This is a genomic window from Antarcticibacterium sp. 1MA-6-2 (assembly GCF_021535135.1).
GTDB lineage: Bacteria > Bacteroidota > Bacteroidia > Flavobacteriales > Flavobacteriaceae > Gillisia.
The window spans coordinates 1,034,644-1,053,716 of record NZ_CP091036.1; the positions used below are offsets into that span (position 1 = coordinate 1,034,644).

The 19,073-nt window shown below is 37.6% G+C and carries 16 protein-coding genes and 5 pseudogenes; 9 read left to right on the forward strand and 12 right to left on the reverse strand.

Features of this window, described 5'->3' with window-relative positions; genetic code table 11:
- Positions 1-60 precede the first annotated feature (60 nt).
- Positions 61-1,009: pseudogene (locus LZ575_RS05275) on the forward strand (LysR family transcriptional regulator).
- A 244-nt stretch (positions 1,010-1,253) separates the two neighbouring features.
- Here LZ575_RS05275 and LZ575_RS05280 read toward each other — a convergent pair.
- The 3 genes and pseudogenes from LZ575_RS05280 to LZ575_RS05290 all read right to left on the reverse strand — a co-directional run bounded on the left by LZ575_RS05280 (position 1,254) and on the right by LZ575_RS05290 (position 2,984).
- Positions 1,254-1,448, reverse strand: a complete 195-nt coding sequence (locus LZ575_RS05280; RefSeq protein ID WP_235329568.1) for a hypothetical protein — start codon at positions 1,446-1,448, stop codon at positions 1,254-1,256.
- Between the two features lie 127 nt (positions 1,449-1,575).
- Positions 1,576-2,376: a TIGR00266 family protein gene (locus tag LZ575_RS05285; protein WP_235329570.1), complete on the reverse strand. Its 801-nt coding sequence runs from the start codon at positions 2,374-2,376 to the stop codon at positions 1,576-1,578.
- A gap of 150 nt (positions 2,377-2,526) precedes the next feature.
- Positions 2,527-2,984, reverse strand: a pseudogene (locus tag LZ575_RS05290) (DUF4442 domain-containing protein).
- A 127-nt stretch (positions 2,985-3,111) separates the two neighbouring features.
- Here LZ575_RS05290 and LZ575_RS05295 point away from each other — a divergent pair.
- The 4 genes from LZ575_RS05295 to LZ575_RS05310 all read left to right on the forward strand — a co-directional run bounded on the left by LZ575_RS05295 (position 3,112) and on the right by LZ575_RS05310 (position 5,927).
- Positions 3,112-3,627 carry a DUF4870 domain-containing protein gene (locus LZ575_RS05295; RefSeq protein WP_235329572.1) on the forward strand — a complete coding sequence of 172 codons (516 nt, stop codon included), beginning with the start codon at positions 3,112-3,114 and terminating at the stop codon, positions 3,625-3,627.
- A gap of 5 nt (positions 3,628-3,632) precedes the next feature.
- Positions 3,633-3,977 carry a PadR family transcriptional regulator gene (locus LZ575_RS05300; protein ID WP_235329574.1) on the forward strand — a complete coding sequence of 115 codons (345 nt, stop codon included), beginning with the start codon at positions 3,633-3,635 and terminating at the stop codon, positions 3,975-3,977.
- Positions 3,970-5,658 (forward strand): PspC domain-containing protein, encoded by a 1,689-nt coding sequence (locus LZ575_RS05305; RefSeq protein WP_235329576.1) that lies wholly within the window; start codon positions 3,970-3,972, stop codon positions 5,656-5,658. The genes LZ575_RS05300 and LZ575_RS05305 overlap by 8 nt, the downstream gene beginning before the upstream one ends.
- A gap of 65 nt (positions 5,659-5,723) precedes the next feature.
- A complete protein-coding gene (locus LZ575_RS05310) occupies positions 5,724-5,927 on the forward strand; it encodes a hypothetical protein (RefSeq protein ID WP_235329578.1) in 204 nt (67 codons plus the stop codon).
- A gap of 69 nt (positions 5,928-5,996) precedes the next feature.
- Here the strand turns inward: LZ575_RS05310 and trxB are convergent, their stop codons facing one another.
- Positions 5,997-6,971, reverse strand: a complete 975-nt coding sequence (gene trxB, locus LZ575_RS05315) for a thioredoxin-disulfide reductase (protein WP_235329580.1) — start codon at positions 6,969-6,971, stop codon at positions 5,997-5,999.
- Between the two features lie 177 nt (positions 6,972-7,148).
- Here trxB and LZ575_RS05320 point away from each other — a divergent pair.
- The 4 genes and pseudogenes from LZ575_RS05320 to LZ575_RS05335 all read left to right on the forward strand — a co-directional run bounded on the left by LZ575_RS05320 (position 7,149) and on the right by LZ575_RS05335 (position 11,488).
- Positions 7,149-7,785: pseudogene (locus LZ575_RS05320) on the forward strand (trimeric intracellular cation channel family protein).
- A gap of 265 nt (positions 7,786-8,050) precedes the next feature.
- The gene (locus tag LZ575_RS05325; protein WP_235329582.1) at positions 8,051-9,196 is read left to right on the forward strand and encodes a glycosyltransferase; all 1,146 of its coding nucleotides are present in this window, start codon (positions 8,051-8,053) and stop codon (positions 9,194-9,196) included.
- Positions 9,193-10,356: a UDP-galactopyranose mutase gene (gene glf / locus LZ575_RS05330; RefSeq protein WP_235329584.1), complete on the forward strand. Its 1,164-nt coding sequence runs from the start codon at positions 9,193-9,195 to the stop codon at positions 10,354-10,356. Before LZ575_RS05325 ends, glf begins: the two co-directional genes overlap by 4 nt.
- The gene (locus tag LZ575_RS05335) at positions 10,325-11,488 is read left to right on the forward strand and encodes a hypothetical protein (RefSeq protein ID WP_235329586.1); all 1,164 of its coding nucleotides are present in this window, start codon (positions 10,325-10,327) and stop codon (positions 11,486-11,488) included. The genes glf and LZ575_RS05335 overlap by 32 nt, the downstream gene beginning before the upstream one ends.
- Positions 11,489-11,576: 88 nt before the next feature.
- On the opposite strand, the gene LZ575_RS05340 is transcribed toward LZ575_RS05335, so the two are convergent.
- The 8 genes and pseudogenes from LZ575_RS05340 to LZ575_RS05370 all read right to left on the reverse strand — a co-directional run bounded on the left by LZ575_RS05340 (position 11,577) and on the right by LZ575_RS05370 (position 19,073).
- Positions 11,577-12,416: an NAD(P)-dependent oxidoreductase gene (locus tag LZ575_RS05340; protein WP_235329588.1), complete on the reverse strand. Its 840-nt coding sequence runs from the start codon at positions 12,414-12,416 to the stop codon at positions 11,577-11,579.
- A 125-nt stretch (positions 12,417-12,541) separates the two neighbouring features.
- A pseudogene (locus LZ575_RS05345) lies at positions 12,542-14,083 on the reverse strand (acyl-CoA carboxylase subunit beta).
- 44 nt (positions 14,084-14,127) lie between these two features.
- The gene (accC, locus tag LZ575_RS05350; RefSeq protein WP_235329590.1) at positions 14,128-15,576 is read right to left on the reverse strand and encodes an acetyl-CoA carboxylase biotin carboxylase subunit; all 1,449 of its coding nucleotides are present in this window, start codon (positions 15,574-15,576) and stop codon (positions 14,128-14,130) included.
- A gap of 49 nt (positions 15,577-15,625) precedes the next feature.
- On the reverse strand, positions 15,626-16,111 hold the full coding sequence (locus LZ575_RS05355) for an acetyl-CoA carboxylase biotin carboxyl carrier protein subunit (RefSeq protein ID WP_235329592.1): 486 nt from the start codon (positions 16,109-16,111) through the stop codon (positions 15,626-15,628).
- A 321-nt stretch (positions 16,112-16,432) separates the two neighbouring features.
- Positions 16,433-17,322, reverse strand: a pseudogene (locus LZ575_RS05360) (sterol desaturase family protein).
- An 82-nt stretch (positions 17,323-17,404) separates the two neighbouring features.
- A complete protein-coding gene (locus LZ575_RS23355) occupies positions 17,405-17,764 on the reverse strand; it encodes a hypothetical protein (protein ID WP_311195994.1) in 360 nt (119 codons plus the stop codon).
- Between the two features lie 5 nt (positions 17,765-17,769).
- Positions 17,770-18,039: a class I SAM-dependent methyltransferase gene (locus tag LZ575_RS23360; RefSeq protein WP_311195995.1), complete on the reverse strand. Its 270-nt coding sequence runs from the start codon at positions 18,037-18,039 to the stop codon at positions 17,770-17,772.
- Positions 18,036-19,073 (reverse strand): MBL fold metallo-hydrolase, encoded by a 1,038-nt coding sequence (locus LZ575_RS05370; RefSeq protein WP_235329594.1) that lies wholly within the window; start codon positions 19,071-19,073, stop codon positions 18,036-18,038. The genes LZ575_RS23360 and LZ575_RS05370 overlap by 4 nt, the downstream gene beginning before the upstream one ends.

A 19,073-nucleotide genomic window follows, 5' to 3' on the forward strand; every position in this document is an offset into this window, starting at 1 on the left:
GATAGGGTAATATCGAATAGAAAAAATCAATACCTTTGAGGTTGATTTTAATTGACGATCATGACTATCACCCAATTACAGTATGTATTAGCCGTTGCTGAGCACCAAAACTTTACCAAAGCAGCGCAAAAAGTATTTGTTACTCAGCCCACTTTGAGTATGCAGATCCAAAAACTTGAAGAAGAGTTGGATGTGCAGATTTTTGACAGGACAAAGAAACCAATTCAGTTAACAGAGACTGGCCGTAAGATTGTAACGCAAGCCCGAAATATAGTCAACGAAAGCGAACGCATTCACGACATCGTTGATCAACAAAAAGGTTTTATAGGTGGGCCCTTTCGCCTGGGAGTAATTCCAACGATCATGCCCACTTTATTGCCAATGTTCCTAAACAATTTCATTAAGAAGTACCCCAAAGTAAAACTGAAGATTGAAGAGTTAAATACCGAGGCTATTGTAGAAAGATTACGGGATGGGCATCTTGATGCAGCCATAGCAGCCACACCTCTGGAATTACTTACTATAAAAGAGCAGGTGCTCTATTATGAACCATTTGTAGCTTATGTTCCAGAAGGTCACAGGCTCTCAAAACCTGAAAAAATTGAGGTGGAAGATTTGGATATTGACGATATGCTTTTACTTGAAGATGGACATTGTTTTAAAGATGGGATTGTCAATCTTTGTAAAGCTTCCCGAAATTATGAGGGAGAAAACTTTCAATTAGAAAGTGGAAGTTTTGAAACTTTGGTAAAACTTTCAAATGAAGGTTTGGGAATGACTTTATTACCATACCTCCACACGCTTGAAATGAGAGACAGTGAAAGCAAAAGACTTAAAATGTTTAAAGATCCGCACTTAAGCAAGAGAGGTAAGTCTTATTTTTAATAAAAGCGAACTAAAAATTCAAATTATTGAAGCTTTAAGAAGTACTATAGCAGGAGTTATTAAAGGAGCTATAACTTATCAAAACATAAAAATTATTAGTCCTGTAAAAAAGCAGAAAGATTAAATAAAACACCTGCTTATAATTTATGTATTGTTTCCCCTGGCTAGCTCATAAAGCAGTATAAAAAAAAGGCTCTATTTAGAAAAAACAACACAGGAAACCTGAGGTTTGATCTAAGAAAATTAATTTCTGTATGGTAAATCCCTGTAGTATTTTTTAGATAAACACGTATTTATACTTAATGAGATAAGCCCTACCCGGGCATTTATATCTAAAAATAAAAAGCGGCCCGGGGGCCGCTTTTTATTTAATTTAAAAGGATTAGACACTGATTTAATTCGGGGTTCTGCCTGGTTAAAGAAACAATCCAGATCTTTAATTCCTCAATTTCATGAGGTAATAATCTTTGGAGTGCCTTCTTTACTTCTTTGCAGAACAATACCGCATCAAAACTCACTTTGGAAAGTATAGTTTTGGTGTATTCAAACATCGCTCTCGCCATAATTTGAAATTATTTAGGATTGAATAAAGTTTAGAAAAGTAAAAGTGAAGCAATGATGTTCTTTTTTAAAGTGTTTAAATATACTCATAATATTTACTACAACGATATAGTTAGGCACTTTTAACATTTAGAATCTCCTGTCTCCTCCAATAACGTCACCTAATCCCCCTAGAATACTGCCTTCTCCTTTATCTTTTCCACCTCCTTGTGGTGCAGCTTGCAGGACTCTATTCGCTAATCGGCTAAATGGTAAGGATTGTACGTAAACAATTCCTGGACCAGTAAGGGAAGCATAGAATAGTCCTTCCCCTCCAAACAGGGAATTGCGGATACCTCCAATAAATTCTATATCATAATTTATATCACGGGTAAAACCAATAATACATCCCGTATCGACATTTAACTTTTCCCCCGGTTGCAATTCTTTACGAGCCATTGTTCCTCCCGCATGCACAAATGCCATTCCGTCACCTTCGATCTTTTGCATTATAAACCCTTCCCCGCCAAAGAATCCTCTTCCTAACTTCCTACTGAATTCTATACCAATAGAAACGCCTTTGGCAGCACATAAAAAAGCATCTTTTTGACAAATAAATTTTCCACTATACTTTGTAAGGTCTATTGGAATAATTTTACCAGGATAAGGAGATGCAAAACTTACTTTCTTCTTTCCCTGTACTTCATTAGTAAAAGAGGTCATAAAAAGACTTTCGCCAGTTAACAATCTTTTACCTGCTCCCAATACTTTTCCCAAAAATCCTTCATCTTGTTTGGAACCATCTCCAAAGATTGTATCCATTTTTACTCCGCTATCCATCATCATGAAGTTACCTGCTTCAGCAATTACTGCTTCCCGTGGATCCAGCTCAAGCTCTACATATTGCATCTCCTCTCCAAATATTTGATAATCTATTTCGTGTGCATTCATGATTTAGTTGTTAATGTTATTTATAAGTTATTAGTACCGCTTTGGAAGTTTCTGTTACAAAAATATAGTTTTAGGTTCAGGTTAAAGTTTAAGATTTCTGGAGTCTTGATGGGAATAACTATTTAGACATAAACTAAAACCTACTAATAATTAACTTTTAACCTTTACTGTCCATTCAAACTCGAAGACAGAGACTTCTATACCTTCTTCATTTATACCTATAGATTTCATCCAGAAGGTTTCACCTAATCCAGTATTTATTGTTCTGTTTACTGCCTCTTCTGCTTTTTGGCCCTCTGCACATATAAAGCTTATTCTTCCTGTAGCTTTCTTAGAAAAAGAAGATTTATTTTGGGCTACCAGCATGGAGATTTTCCTGTCACTTTTATTTACTTCATTCATTACTAAAGCACCTGTACTTAACTCCGCTGCCATAGCCTGTACGGCAAAATACATAGAATTAAAAGGGTTTTGGTTTATCCACTTAAGTGCTTCACTTCTACTTTACAGGTAGTATCATTGATCTCTCTTACCCTCACTCCACAAATCCAGGCACTGGGAAGTTTTAGCATTAAATACTTATTAAGCCTGCCGGGAGAGAGTTTCATAGTAGTTTTTTTTAAAAGTATTCAATTTTTCAGATATACCGAAATGTTAAATTTTCAGAATATTTAGTACTTTGTTTTGCATAATACCATTCTTTGACCATATATTTGTATAAGAAAATAACTCATCATGGAATCATCACTCAAAAATCCTGACAAAACCATCGCCGCCTTTATTCACATTTCAACTTTCTCAAAGTATTTTTTACCCTTTGGAAATTTTATTTTTCCATTAGTACTTTGGACCGCAAAACAACAAGACCCGTTTGTTGATCATCACGGCAAACAAGCGCTAAATTTTCAAATTAGCATCTTTTTGTACTTTATCTTTCTGGTTTGCCTGGGAATAGCGGGAATTATTTTTATAGGAGTAAAATTAGACTCGCTGGACAATTTAATTTTCCATAATCATTTTCACGAATTATTTCAACTCACCCAGGCTGTGCCCCTTCTTATTTTTATAGGTATAATTGGCTTGCTGTTATTAGGTTTATTTATCCTGGAAATAGTGGCTGTTATAACTGCAACAGTAAAAGCGAGTAACGGCGAAGCTTACAACTATCCATTTACCATCAATTTCATCACTCCAACTTCGGTTGAAAATCATCAATCAAAAAATGAACAGTTTAACAACACTCAAATTTAAATGTTATGAACATTGAAAACACCAAGGCGCAGATGCGCAAGGGCGTTCTGGAATATTGCATCCTGTCAGTGCTTAGAGACAACGATGCATATGTCGCAGAAATCCTAGAAACGCTCAAAGACGCTAAGCTGCTCGTGGTTGAAGGAACCATTTACCCCCTTCTAACCCGCCTCAAAAATGCCGGACTTCTTAATTACAGGTGGGAAGAATCCACCAGCGGTCCTCCAAGGAAATATTACGGACTTACAGCAGATGGTAAAATATTTTTAAAAGAATTAACCCATACCTGGGACGAACTTCAAACAGCTGTAACCATTGTAACCACCCAAAAAAACAGGAATCATGAATAAGACAGTAAATATAAATCTTGCTAGCGTATTCTTCCATATAGACGAGGATGCTTATGCCAAATTGCAGCACTATCTGGAGGCTATTAAGCGCTCTTTAATGAATACCCAGGGCAGGGAGGAGATTATTGCAGATATAGAAGCACGTATAGCAGAACTTTTTAGTGAGAAACTTAAAAATGATCGCCAGGTCGTAAGCTCTAAAGAAGTTGACGAAGTGATTGCCACTATGGGTCAACCTGAAGATTATATGGTTGATGAGGAAATCTTTGAAGATGAACCTGTTTATTCCCGTCCCCGTACTTCCGGAAAACAACTTTTTCGCGATACAGAGCGCTCCTATATTGGAGGTGTATCATCGGGCTTAGGCCATTATCTTGGCATACAGACCCTTTGGGTTAGATTACTTTGGATTTTATTGACTATTCTGTCCAGTGGTGCATTTATCCTTATCTATATTGCCTTATGGATCTTTGTTCCCGAAGCAAAAACCACTGCCGATAAACTGTCCATGCGAGGTGAAGAAGTCAATATAACTAATATTGAGAAAAAGATAAGAGAAGGATTTGAAGATGTCTCAGGACGAGTACGCAGTGTAGATTATCAAAAGTACGGCACCAAAGCCAAAAACGGAGCCTCCTCTGCCGCTACAGGTCTGGGGTCTGTAATTCTTTTTATTCTCAACATTTTTGTAAAATTAATTGGAGTAATGCTCCTCCTAATTGCCGGAACAACTCTTATTGGACTCTTCATTGGCCTATTTACAGTAGGTACTTTTGGCTTATTTGAAGCTCCCTGGGCCGATTATATTGAAATGACTGCAATAGGTGTCCCCATTTGGGTGGTGTCCTTGTTAGTCTTTTTTGCAATAGGAATTCCATTTTTCTTTCTGTTCATTTTAGGACTGAAGATCCTGGTTAAAAAATTAAAGACCATTGGAACTCCTGCTAAACTGGTTCTACTAGGATTATGGTTACTTTCTGTTATAGGGCTTGCCGTTATAGGAATACAACAAGCTACGCAAAGAGCTTTTACTGGTGAAGTTATTCTTACCGAGACCCTGCCCATAACTTCTCAGGACACGCTGTATCTATCGATGAACAGTAATCCACAGTTTTCTTCGGGTCCTTTTCATGGAGATGTATCAGTGAAATACGATGAGAATGATCAAAAGGTTATATATACTACAGATGTAAGACTGGTAGTAAAATCAACAAGAGATTCTACAGGACGTATCGAAATTATTAAAATTGCCCAGGGTGGAAATATGAAAAATGCCAGAGATCGAGCTGAAAGAATAAATTACTCTACCAGTTTTAAAGACGGAAAGCTTCTCCTGGATTCTTATTTAACATCAGATCTTAAGGAGAATTTCCGAAATCAGGAAGTTAGAGTTGTAGTTTATTTACCTGAAGGAAGCACCCTTTATGCTGAAGAAAATATTTCATCCTTCCACAGGTCATCAGATTACTTCGGGAATATTCTCAATTACGACTCTGAAGAAAAGTTTCTGAAGATTCAAACCAACTCTGCTGTTTGTGAAGATTGTCCCGAGGAAGAATTAAATAACTGGGAAACCGAATCTGAAAGCGATGAATCCTGGGAAGAAAGAGAGATAGAAGAAGATACTCTAAGCACTCCTGCAGATACTACAGATGAGGTAAACATTGAGGTCACATTTTAAAAAACAGGAAGGTAACCCATTCAACGAGGTAGGAGCTACAGGAAAGAATCAAAAAATTAAAAATTATGAATAATTTAATTCAATTATTAATAACTGCAATTTTAAGCAGCTTTAGCATTGCTGAAGAAGCCCCAAGTGTGTTATCCTCCTTGCCTAAAGAGAATTTAGAAATAAAAGAATATTTCTTTACAGTATTTTTACCTGAAGAAGAGAGCCAGTGGTTTGATTGTGAAAAAGTATATTATTACAGTCCGGTTAGAGTTTGTTAGATCTATGTACCTACCCACAAATTAAAAAGTCCCCTTTCAGGGACTTTTTTGTTTTATACTTTCTTGTGTTTAGGCTGTAATTTCCTTTTCTGAAACTTCCTCAACAGCGCTCAAATATCTCTCTGCATCCAGTGCGGCCATACAACCTGTACCCGCAGCAGTTATAGCCTGGCGGTACTCTTTATCTTGTACATCTCCAGAAGCAAAAACACCCGGAATATTTGTCTTTGTAGATTTTCCGGGAGTAATAAGATAACCCATTTCATCCATATCCAACTGCCCCTTAAAAATATCAGTATTTGGTTTATGGCCAATTGCTATAAATAAACCTGTAATTTCTATTTGTTCTTTTACTCCAGTCTTACTATTGACCATCCTCAAACCTTCCACGACTTGTTCTCCAATTACTTCATCAACTTCAGTATTATAGCGAAGATCAATATTTTTCGTGCTGGTAACCCGGTGTTGCATTGCTTTAGATGCTCTCATTTCATCACCTCTCACAAGCATTGTCACTTTTTTACAAATATTTGCCAGGTAAGTGGCCTCTTCAGCAGCAGTGTCTCCCCCACCTACAATAGCTACTTCCTGATTTTTATAGAAAAACCCGTCGCATACTGCACAGGCAGATACTCCCCCACCTCTTAATCTTTGTTCACTGGGTAAACCTAAATATTTTGCTGTTGCACCTGTAGAAATAATAACAGTTTCTGCCTCTACCCATTTGGCATTATCTATTTGGGCTTTGTGAATTCCACCCGGTTCTTTGTTAAATTCAACTTCAGTCACCATTCCTATTCTCACCTGAGTCCCAAACCGCTCTGCCTGATTTTGAAGGTCTATCATCATTGAAGGTCCATCAACTCCGTGGGGATAACCGGGGAAGTTATCAACTTCAGTTGTAGTGGTAAGTTGGCCGCCGGGTTCCATTCCTGTATACATTACAGGATGCATATCTGCTCGTGCAGCATAAATAGCCGCTGTATATCCCGCAGGTCCCGAGCCAATTATTAGACATTTTATTCTTTCCAGTTTATCGGTCATTTCTGTATTTATTTAATATTGTAAAAGTAGGAACTTTAAGTAAAACCTTACGGTAAAACCCATAGTTTTTGAACTCCTACCTTAGTAACAATATAAGTATTATAAGCCTATTCTCAAAAATCTCCTTTTTAATAAACCTCCTCACTTATTACTGCTTTTAAATTATATTTGTTCTTTATGGAAATTTCACTTTTTTACACCCTCGATCTCCTGGGAACTATTGCATTTGCCATTTCGGGAGCTTTGGCAGCAATGAACAGGAAGTTAGATCTTTTTGGAATCTTCATTATAGCATTTGTGACAGCAATAGGTGGTGGAACGCTAAGAGATATTCTCATAGGAAACACTCCAGTAACCTGGATGGAGGATAATATATATTTTTATCTAATTGGGGTGGTGACTGTACTCACAATAATTTTTAGAGATAAAATTTACCATCTTAAAACATCTCTTTTCCTTTTTGACACTATTGGACTTGGAGTATTTACAATAACGGGCGTAGAAATGGGACTTAGAAATAACCTCGATCCTATCGTTTGTATTGCCCTTGGTACCATGACCGGAACCTTTGGTGGTGTTATAAGGGACATTCTGGTAACAGAAATTCCCGTAATTTTTAGAAAAGAAATATATGCCACAGCATCTCTTACTTAGTGGCCTCGCTTTTATCATCTTATATTCTTTTGGGGTTAATACAGACGTCATTTATGTTATTACCTCACTTATCATCATAATAATAAGACTGGTGGTTGTGAGATATGAAATCTCCCTACCTTCATTTAAATTAAAAGGATCTTCAAATCCCGGAAATTAAACATGAGTTAGGTTCCAGCTTTTCCTGCACCTACCTGTTAATTTTGCTAAAAATTTTCCCCAATAAATTCACAATTGATTTTGAATCTTTTGGTTGAGGTTCTACTTTTAATTTACAATTCACTGAGCAGCACTTCCCTCTGAAATCAGTGATGGGGATTTCAATTTAAACTTTTATTTATAACAATTATGTACCTGGTATGAACCTGGCAGAATAGTTTTTTCTGTCGCGGGAAAACCCTCGTATGCTCAAAAAAGATTAGTCTATGTTAAAGAAACCAGTCCAGCAGGAAAAAAATTCCAAAAGAAAATTACTTAGTAAAGAATTTAAAAAAGAACAACAGGAATACACTATGGTTGTTTTTTGTCACTTGAGGTGGGAATTCGTTTATCAACGTCCGCAACACCTCATTAGCAGGATGGCAAAAGATTATAAAATCCTTTTCATTGAAGAACCCATAGGATATAATATAAATGAGGAAGGAGAATATCAACTGGAAATCATAAATGAAAATCTTCATATTCTAAAACCCCGAGTTAAAGATATTGCTTCAATTAAACCCATCCTGGAAAAATTACTTAAAGACAGTAGACCAGAGGTGGCGTGGTTCTATTCTGCTGCTTTTAGCCCTCTTTTAGCCGACTTTAATTTTGAGAAAGTTGTATATGATTGTATGGATGAATTATCACTTTTTAAAGGTGCAGCTCCTGAATTAATGCATCAGGAAAAGTTCCTGATTTCTGAAGCTGATGTAATTTTTACAGGGGGAAAATCTCTTTACGAATCTAAAGAAAAACATCACAACAATGTCCATTGTTTCCCAAGTTCAGTAGAAAGAGAACATTTTGAAAAAGCAAGAACAAATATCCCGGTTCCAGGGGATATAGAAAATATCAAAAGTCCTATCGTAGGTTATTTTGGCGTAATAGACGAAAGAATTAATCTGGACCTCCTACATAAAACTGCTTTACTTCAACCCGAAATTTCTTTTGTTATGATTGGACCTCTCGCAAAAATTGGAGAGGAGGATCTGCCAAGGGAGGAAAATATTCACTATTTAGGAATGAAATCTTATAAGGAATTGCCTAATTACTTAAAAGCCTTTGATATAGCTATGATGCCCTTCGCACTTAATGATGCCACAAAATTTATTAGCCCTACTAAAACTCTGGAATATATGGCCGCAGGAAAACCTATAATCTCCACTGCAATAAAAGATGTACAAAGAGACTACAGTCACTGCATTCCCATTGTTGCAACTGCTGAAGAATTTGCCAAACAAATTAAAGAAATATTAAATGACAACAAGAGTAGCCAAACAACAGGTGAATACAATACTATTTTGAACAACACCTCGTGGGATTCAACAGCTGCTCAAATGAAACAATTATTAAAAACGAAAGCACAATGAAAGTAGATGTTCTAATTATTGGGGCGGGAATATCTGGAGCTGTACTGGCAGAAAGATATGCTGCAATTGGAAAAAAAGTTTTAATTCTGGAAAAAAGATCTCATATCGCCGGGAACTGTTATGACTATATAGACGAGAACGGAATTTTAGTTTCAAAATATGGGGCACATTTATTTCACACTAATGAAGAAGAGGTTTGGAAATATGTAAACAAATTTTCTGAATGGTACGACTGGGAACATAAGGTTATTGCTAAAGTAGATGGCAAGCTGGTTCCTATCCCGGTAAATATCACTACTGTTAACAAGCTATTTAATGAAAATATTTCTTCGGAAGAAGAGATGAAAGACTGGCTGGAAAAGAACAGAATTGATATTCAGGATCCGCAGAATGGAAAAGAAGCAGTACTCTCTAAAGTAGGTCCGGAATTATATGAGAAAATGTTCCGGCATTATACGAAAAAGCAATGGGATAAATACCCCGAGGAATTAGATGCTTCTGTACTTGACCGAATCCCGGTTAGGACAAACTATGATGACAGGTATTTTTCAGATAAATATCAGGCATTACCAAAGGGCGGTTACACTAAATTGTTCGAGAAGATACTTTCTCACCCAAACATTCATATAGAACTTAACACAGATTACTTTGACGTAAAGGATAAGATAGAAGGATATTCTAAATTATTTTATACTGGTCCTATTGACAGGTTCTTTGAATTTAAATATAGCCTTGAAGACAAGTTAGAATATCGCTCTATCAATTTTGTAAGCGAAACAGTTAACAAGGATTTTTTTCAGGAAAATTCTGTTGTAAATTATCCCGGAATGGAAGTAGAATACACTCGTATTATTGAGTACAAGCATTTTGGTCACCAACAAGCGGGTAAAACTACAATAGTAAAAGAATTTACCGTAGATACAGGCGAACCTTATTATCCTGTACCAAATCAAAAAAACAGGGAGATCTATGAGCGGTACAAAAAAGAGGCTGACCAGCTGAAGGATATCTACTTTGTAGGGAGGCTGGCAAATTATAAATATTTTAATATGGATCAGGCATTTAAGAATGCACTGGATCTTTTTAAAAATCTTGAAGGTAAATCTAAAAGAACAAGAATCGCACGCAATGAAAAGAAAACAGTTCACAGGGTTCAATAGCTTTTTCTTTGGCGGATTCGAATGTGCAGATCATATCAATCGGTCAGGAAAAAGAATAAACCTGCTGGAGGAAACTCAACATCACCTTAGGGCCAGGGAAGATTATTCCCTGCTTAAAGATGTGGGAATAAAAGTAGTTCGTGAAGGAATTTGCTGGAGTACAGTAGAAAAATCTCCTTACGTTCTGGATTTTAGTTCTTTAAAACCCAGAATAGATGCAGCAAAAGAGCTGGGAATACAAATTATGTGGGATCTATGTCATTTTGGATATCCTGATGGGCTTGTACCCACTCATCCCCTGTTTCCTTCAAGATTTATGTCACTTTGCAGGGCATTTGCGCTATTTCATAAGAAGTACTGCGAAGACCCTTTGTTGGTGGTCCCAATAAATGAAATAAGCTTTCTCTCCTGGCATTCCGGGGATGTGAGAGGGACCGTACCCTTTGCTGTTAACAGTGGGTTTGATATAAAATATCACCTTTGTAAGGCAGCAATAGAAGGTATAAAAGTCCTGAAGCAAAGCGATGATTCCTGTAAAATTATTTTAGTTGAACCTCTGGTTGAAATTCACAGAGGAGAACTTGAAATTTCCAATGAAGAACTGGAAGAACTAAATTCACACCAACACCAGGCCATGGATATTATAAGTGGCAGCCTTTGTCCTGAGTTGGGAGGTTCTCCAGATCTTTTCGATATGGTAGGTTTTAATTATTACTATAATAATCAATGGGAACACGAGGGACCCATCCTTGCCTGGCCATCTGCCGGAAACAAGATGACCCCCTTTTCAAAGCTTTTGTTCAAGGCCTACAAAAGATATAATAAACCCACAATTATTACAGAAACCGGACATTTCGGGGATCTTCGTTCTCAATGGCTAGAAGAGATCTCTTTGGAATGTGATCGTGCAATGTCTATGGGAGTTGACCTTAGAGGAATTTGTATTTATCCCGTTATTGACCGTCCAGATTGGGACGATCTCAACTCCTGGAGCAACTGTGGTCTATGGGATCTGGATACTTATTACAATAGGACTCCTCACCCCTCTTCTATAAGTTCGATAACAAAGTGTGTTGAATTCATGGAAACAAGAAAAAGTTCAGATACCGAGAAATCCCTCAATGTCATTTAAAAATATTATTTAAGTCTCTGCTGAAAGGTATTCTTTTACATTCTCTATAACTTTTTCTGAAAGTCGCTGGTGAGTTTCTGCGCTCCAACTAAGCACTTTTTTGTGTAGTAATAATATTATTTCTTCCTTCTACTTCCTGATTGAGTTCTTTTTTCCCGTCTCCATCAAAAATCGAAAAATTTGAAGGGTTATTAATCCAGTGCTGAAAGGCTTCTTTTTCAAAGGGTAGGCCAAGGGAGGTATTAATTAAAATTTTTCCGGAACCAAATGCGACAAAGTTTTTTTCTGTAAGTAAGGGAGTGTTTTTGGGCAGATGAAGAGAAATAATTTCTACAGTTTGTAATAAGTGGTTCAGCGGCAAATAGTTCACTCCTCTCGCTTCCCACTCCTCTTTCCTGGTTCGACTGTAGTAATACAGTTCTCCCCCAAACGGCAGCAGGCATTGAGCTAAAAGTTGCCCCGTAGTACCCAAACCTATAATTCCTATTTTTCTATTCGTAAGTTCCATTGGCATCTCTTTCCACTGATGCTTCCCCAGGCCATGAAGTAAACGCACTAATTCTGAAACGATAAATTCTACAACTCCGGGATCACCATAGTCCTTTATGCCCTTAACTACTATTCCTCTTTCACGCGCAAAATTCACTGCTACGTTTGCTGACTCATCATCATATAAACTGCAACACATTCCTATGTACTTCAAATTTGTACACTTCCCGATAATTTCTTCATCTATTTGAGTGTGCCAGGACACAAAAATTGCTTCAGCATCACCTATCCTGTCCTGTATTTCTTCTTTGCTCTCCGGGTAATCAGTATAATTTAAAACTTCCTGTTCACTCAGACTCTGTAGCTCCTCAATTGCCCAATCCTGAATTTTGGTCTTGTCTACGCATACGATCTTATTAAATTTCATTCTATTTTTCACTTTTGTAGTCAAACCTGATGAAAATCTCTTTTTCAACATTTCAAACTTTTGAACATTGAAATTTTCAACATGGAACTTGAAACTTGTAACCTTGAATCTTTAAACCTTTAACCTTGAACTGCTCTTTAAAGAGGAATATTCCCGTGCTTTCTGTCAGCCCTCAAAATTGATTTATTTTCAAGCATACTAAAGGCCTTTAAAAGTTTCCTTCTTGTATCCCGTGGCATTATGACCTCATCTATAAATCCGCGACGGGCTGCTTCAAATGGATTCGCAAACTTTTCAGCGTATTCTGCTTCCTTCTCAGATAATTTTAGTTCCGGATCTTCTGCCTCTTCAATCTCTTTTTTGAAAATAATTTCTGATGCTCCTTTTGCTCCCATAACAGCAATTTCAGCAGTGGGCCAGGCAAAGTTTAGATCGGCTCCAATATGTTTGGAATTCATAACATCGTAAGCTCCACCGTAAGCTTTCCTGGTAATTACAGTGACTCTTGGTACAGTGGCTTCGCTGAGGGCATAGAGCAGTTTTGCTCCTTCGAGAATTATCCCATTCCATTCCTGATCGGTTCCCGGTAAAAACCCGGGCACGTCCACGAGCACCAGAAGAGGAATATTAAAGCAGTCACAAAACCTGGTAAAGCGTGCGGCCTTTTTTGAAGAATCCACATCTAAAACATAAGCGAGACTCATGGGTTGATTTGCAACAATACCTATGCTGCGACCGCCCAGCCTTGCAAAACCAACAATAATATTATCGGCATAATTTTTATGTATTTCAAAAAATGAATTATGATCAATTATTTCTTTGATCACCTCGTGCATATCGTAAGGTTTGTTAGCACTGTCAGGCACGATATTATCGAGTTTCTCCCTTACTTCATCCCCAAATTCATAATTAAGTTTTTTCGTAACCTGTTTATTATTTTGGGGAATATAGCTTAGTAATTTTTTAATTTCTTCAAGGCAGGTGATGTCATTAGGAGAAGTGAGATGAGTAACACCCGATTTCGTAGAATGGGTGCTGGCACCTCCTAATTCCTCACTGGTTACCTCCTCATTAGTAACAGTTTTGACAACATTGGGGCTTAGTGACAAACATATAACTACTGCCTTCCACCATAAAAGTAAAATCTGTTATGGCGGGGCTGTACACCGCTCCTCCGGCGCAAGGTCCCATAATAGCTGAAATTTGGGGGATAACCCCACTAGCCTGTACATTTCTGTAAAATATGTCGGCATAACCACCCAAAGATCTCACACCTTCCTGGATCCTCGCTCCACCGGAATCATTAAGACCAATAATGGGAGCACCTACTTTCATTGCGTGTTCCATTACTTTACAGATCTTTTCCGCATGAGTTTCAGATAACGATCCTCCAAAAACCGTAAAATCCTGGGCGTAAATATATACCAGCTTATTCTCAATAGTTCCATATCCAGTAACAACCCCGTCACCATAGATCTTTTGCTTATCCATTCCAAAGTCAATACTGCGATGTGTCACCAAAATTCCAATTTCTTCAAATGATCCCTCATCCAGTAAATATTCAACACGTTCTCTTGCCGTGAGCTTTTTTTATGATGTTGTTTTTCTATTCGCTTTATACCACCGCCAAGATGTGCCTGGCGAACTTTTTCATTTAATTTCTCTATGTTTTGGCTCATTATCTAAATCAATTAACCGGAGTTTTATTTTCGTGATTTCCTTATTAATGTTTGACTGATGGTAACCTCAGCTTCTTTTGGTCCTTTAAATACTGGCTAAGGGCTATCATTGCGGCAATTCTCGCTTCTTCGCAGGTTTCTTCCTGAAGCTTTTCAGCAGAATAATAATTTTTTACAAAATGAGTGTCAAAATTCCCGCTGCGGAAGGCTTCGTGTTCAAACACAAATTTTCCAAAAGGAAGAGTGGTACTAATTCCTTCCACTTCATAACTACTTATAGCCTTCAGCATCAATTGTATTGCTTCTTCCCGGTTAGCTCCATAGGTAATAAGTTTGGCCAGCATTGGGTCGTAATATATAGGAACTTCCATTCCCTCCTCAAATCCATTATCGACCCTCACCCCTGGTCCTTCCGGCAATTTGTATTTTTTCAACAGGCCTACACTGGGCATAAAATCATCTATCGGGTCTTCTGCATAAACCCGCAATTCTAAAGCGTGACCCTTTATTTCAAGATCCTCCTGGGTAAAAGAAAATGCCTCACCCCGCGCAATTCTAATTTGTTGTTCTACAAGATCCAGTCCCGTGATAAGTTCGGTTACCGGATGTTCCACCTGCAAGCGGGTATTCATTTCAAGGAAATAAAAATTATTGTTTTCGTCTACCAAAAATTCAACTGTACCAGCACCTACATAATCACAGGCTTCTGCGACTTTTACAGCTGCCTCTCCCATTTTTTTTCGCAATTCCTCTGTTAACACTACAGATGGAGCTTCCTCTACTACTTTTTGATGCCTCCTCTGGATACTGCACTCTCTTTCGAAAAGATGAAGAGTGTTACCGTGGGTGTCAGCAAGGATCTGGATCTCTACGTGACGGGGAGAGCCAATGTATTTTTCGATAAAGACAGCGCCATCACCAAAAGCAGATTCTGCTTCACTTATTGCTCTTTTCATCTGGCTTTCCAGGTCCTTTTCTTTTTCTACTATCCTCATTCCTTTTCCTCCCCCATAAGCAGATGCTTTAATAAGGATTGGATAACCTATTTCATTAGCAATTTTCCTGGCCTTCACGGTATCTGTTATAGCCTCATCAATTCCCGGAACCATAGGAATATCATATTCTTTTACTGCATCCTTAGCGGCAAGTTTGCTTCCCATAATGGTAATGGCCTTTGAGCCAGGTCCAATCCAGGTGATACCGTTTTGCTCCACCTTCTCTGCAAAACCCGCATTTTCACTTAAGAATCCATAACCGGGATGAATTCCATCTACTCCCAGTTGCTTTGCTGCAGCAATAATTTTATCTCCCCTTAAGTAAGATTCAGTTGAGGATGCTTCTCCTATACAAATTGCTTCATCGGCAAATTTTACATGAGGTGCATTCCTGTCAGCTGTTGAAAAAACGGCTACAGTTTTAATTCCCATTTTCTGCACCGTCTTCATCACTCTAAGTGCAATCTCACCCCTGTTTGCTACTAATATTTTCTTCATATTTTTTAAGTATTGCGTTTTCTATCCCGCATTTTGGTGGCTGGATACCTTATTCCATTTCAATAAGTAACTGATTCTTATCTACTGTTTGTCCTTTTTCTACTGAAACAGATTTTACGACGCCGTCTCTTGGTGCTGTTAAAGTGTTCTCCATTTTCATTGCTTCAAGGACCAGTAAATAATCTCCCTCATTGACCTCATCTCCCTCTTTTACATTAACTTCCAGGATTAGTCCTGGCATGGGCGCCTTTAGATCATTTTGTACCTTGCCTGCACTTAAAGACAATCCCATTTTTTCAATCAATTGGTCCAGTTCATTGAAAATCTTTACGTCGTAACCACTATTATTAATCTTAACGCGATAAGCACGCTTCAGGAATTCAGAATTAATAATTTCCCCTTTGACAGATCTGTTATTTTCCAAAATATGAAAATTACCTGCGGTTATTTCTCTGTCATCCAGAGAATTTAATTCCTCTTCGGAAAATTCAAATTCCAGAGAATCATTCACCCTCACTTTATATTTTTTTTCCATTTTCGTTGGTTTATAAGCTCTTTTAAACAGGATTTGTGTAAATATAAAAATAGTTGAGGCCCTTTGCGGGGAATCAACAAATAATTAGATAAAAAAACCTTAACCGATTTAAATCAGCTAAGGCATTTATTGAAAAATCGAATTGTGTATTCTCTTAATTCCTCAGTTAATCTTCACCTGGAATTTTTCGGTTTTATAATTGAAACTATTCCTAATTTAATAAGATGTTTATAATTCCAATTTTTTATTACTTATACCAGCAGGAGAAGACGGATGTTTAATTTTTATCGGTTGCATTTCATTCCTGAACTACTTTAAGTCTTATTCTCTATTTGTTCTCCGCGATTTTCTGAACGGAAAAACTACCTGATCTTTAAAATCTTCAGGGAAATCTTCATCTCCTTCAAAACCTAGTTCTATATCTCTTCCTTCCTCCGGGATGTAAGCAGTTCCAAAAATATAATCCCATAAGCTAAGACTAAGACCAAAATTCATTCCCTGCTGCCTGTCTTTGGGCAAAGCTTTGGAGTGGTGCCAGATGTGCATTCGCGGGTTGTTAAAGATATAACCAAAAGGACCATAGCTCCAGCCTACATTAGCATGATTGAGATGCCCTATGAAAACCCCCAGCATATGTACTAATATAAATTCCTGAATTCCGAAACCGATCATTGCCAGTGGTACATATTGTACAGTTTTGTAAATAATGGTTTCCATAAAATGAAAACGGAACTGCGCCGCGAACCCCATCTCCTTTACGCTGTGGTGAACTTTATGAAATTCCCAAAGCCACGGCTGTTTATGAAGTTGCTTAAGTGAACATTCCACTGTATAAAATCTGCAAGAACGAACATAATTAGAAGCTGTGACCATACAGGAAGATCCTGAACCTGCAAAGCAACAATATTAGTAATCCCGAAAAGGTGAAGAAAATCATTAAATAATTCAACAGCTACATTAGAAAGCGCATTATACCCAACCAATGAGAACAGGAAAAAATTAAAAAGGATATAAAAAGAATCCAGCCAAAAACCTTTTCTAAAGATCTTTTGATCTTTCCTCCAGGGTATAACAATTTCAATTGCCCATACAAGGAGTGAAAGAGCTATTAACCAGTAAAAGTAATTTCCCCAGGAAGGATTGGCAATTTCCTCTAGCAGGTAGTTAAAATAACCTGTAAACGAATCCTGTATTATTTTTATATATTTCAATTATATAAATTCTTTGGCAAAATTACATTTTAACGCAGATCTATTTGGTAACAAAAGTTACTTATTATCCAACCTGCATCTATTAATTGTCTTCAGCCAGCTTTCGTTTAAATCTGCAAAAACTGAAATTTTGAACATCTCCTGTGGGAGTCACATGATCAACATTCTCGCACTGCATAATCTCAAATTGCTCCTTGAGTAAATCTGTCATTTCGCTAAGGGAATATTGTTTAATTTTCAAGCCGCTACATTTCTCAGGTCCTTTTTCTGAAAACGTCCCCAGGATGACGAAGCCATTATCTTTTACTGATTTTTGCAGGGTTTCTACATATCTAATAATATCACTCTCCCTGGTAAGAAAATGCAGTGCAGCCCGGTCGTGCCATACGTCATACTGTTGTTTGGGCTCGTAAGTAGTAATATCAGCTACTATCCACTTCAAATCACCTAGGCTTTTTTCCCCAATCTTTCTTTAGCTTTTTCCAGAGCCTCTTCTGAAATATCCAAAACTGTAATATTTTTATATCCTTCAGCTAAAAGATGATCTGCCAGCAAACTGTCGCCTCCCCCTATATCTATTATTGCAGCCTCCTTTTTGAGTTTAAAACTTTTAATAAAATCAAGTGCTACTAAAGGTTTTTCCTGATACCAGCTTACCTCATCGATATTTTTGCTCTTATAGATCTTTTCCCAGTGATCTTTATTATTTTTTGTCATTGCTTATCTTCAAAATTCCACCAATTCTTTTGCGTATACTCTTTCCTTGTGTCCCAGGCCTCTCCTAATCTGGGAGCAACAAATTTTTGTCCCTCCTTTTTTGCTGCAGTCAACAGGCGCCGTATGGGTTCATTCCATGGATGTAAAGAGAGTACAAATTTTCCCCAATGCACAGGTACTAATATTTTTGCGTTCAGGTCTTTAGCGGCTAAAACCGTTTCTTCGGGCATCATGTGGATCTGTGGCCAATATTTGCTGTATTGACCACATTCCAAAAACACAAGATCAAAGGGGCCGTATTCCTCTCCTATTTTTTTGAACTCAGCGCTGTAACCGGAATCTCCGCCAACATAGATCTTTTGATCCGGCCACTGAAGAACAAATGATGACCATAGCGTATTAAACCTTGTAAAACTTCTGCCGGAAAAATGTCTTGAAGGCATAGCTGTTATAGTAAGGTTCTTAATCTGATGTTCTTCCCTCCAGCCCAGTTCTACGATCTTATTCTTCTCTACGCCCCAAAGCTCCAGATGCTCTCCTACTCCCAGGGAAGTGACTACTTTTTTCACCTTGGGGTGAATCTGCTTTATCAAAGGATAATCGAGATGATCGTAATGATCGTGCGTGAGGATCAATAAATCAATTTCAGGAATATCTGCTGCTTTATAAATATCTGTTCCTGCAAAAGGTTTTCCGAAGAATTTTACAGGCGAAGCATTTCCACTAAAAACAGGATCAATAAGGATTCTAAAGCCGTTATGATTTATAAAATAAGACGAGTGCCCGAACCATACAAACGTTGTTCTATCATTGCTTAATGCGGAAAGATCGGTTTTTATGTGCGGTATTTCTTCTGAAGGAGTCACTGTAGCCGGACGGCTTATCATTGCTTTCATAATAACATAGAAAGGAACATCATCAGGATTCATGGAAGTTGGCTCCACATTATGGAATTTTCCATCCCTGTAATTGGACTGTTTCTTAATTTTCTCCAGTCTTTCCCCTGAAGGTGCTTTACCTACTCTTTTAAACAT

What these genes read in the sequence shown, in the direction of transcription:
- LZ575_RS23360 (WP_311195995.1), bottom strand. Translation starts at nt 18,039, where the DNA reads ATGACAAAAAATAATAAAGATCACTGGGAAAAGATCTATAAGAGCAAA.
- LZ575_RS05285 (WP_235329570.1), bottom strand. Translation starts at nt 2,376, where the DNA reads ATGAATGCACACGAAATAGATTATCAAATATTTGGAGAGGAGATGCAA.
- LZ575_RS05300 (WP_235329574.1), top strand. Translation starts at nt 3,633, where the DNA reads ATGAACATTGAAAACACCAAGGCGCAGATGCGCAAGGGCGTTCTGGAA.
- LZ575_RS05295 (WP_235329572.1), top strand. Translation starts at nt 3,112, where the DNA reads ATGGAATCATCACTCAAAAATCCTGACAAAACCATCGCCGCCTTTATT.
- LZ575_RS05325 (WP_235329582.1), top strand. Translation starts at nt 8,051, where the DNA reads ATGTTAAAGAAACCAGTCCAGCAGGAAAAAAATTCCAAAAGAAAATTA.
- LZ575_RS05305 (WP_235329576.1), top strand. Translation starts at nt 3,970, where the DNA reads ATGAATAAGACAGTAAATATAAATCTTGCTAGCGTATTCTTCCATATA.
- LZ575_RS05370 (WP_235329594.1), bottom strand. Translation starts at nt 19,073, where the DNA reads ATGTTTAAAAGAGTAGGTAAAGCACCTTCAGGGGAAAGACTGGAGAAA.
- accC (WP_235329590.1), bottom strand. Translation starts at nt 15,576, where the DNA reads ATGAAGAAAATATTAGTAGCAAACAGGGGTGAGATTGCACTTAGAGTG.
- LZ575_RS05280 (WP_235329568.1), bottom strand. Translation starts at nt 1,448, where the DNA reads ATGGCGAGAGCGATGTTTGAATACACCAAAACTATACTTTCCAAAGTG.
- glf (WP_235329584.1), top strand. Translation starts at nt 9,193, where the DNA reads ATGAAAGTAGATGTTCTAATTATTGGGGCGGGAATATCTGGAGCTGTA.
- trxB (WP_235329580.1), bottom strand. Translation starts at nt 6,971, where the DNA reads ATGACCGATAAACTGGAAAGAATAAAATGTCTAATAATTGGCTCGGGA.
- LZ575_RS05355 (WP_235329592.1), bottom strand. Translation starts at nt 16,111, where the DNA reads ATGGAAAAAAAATATAAAGTGAGGGTGAATGATTCTCTGGAATTTGAA.
- LZ575_RS05335 (WP_235329586.1), top strand. Translation starts at nt 10,325, where the DNA reads ATGAAAAGAAAACAGTTCACAGGGTTCAATAGCTTTTTCTTTGGCGGA.
- LZ575_RS05310 (WP_235329578.1), top strand. Translation starts at nt 5,724, where the DNA reads ATGAATAATTTAATTCAATTATTAATAACTGCAATTTTAAGCAGCTTT.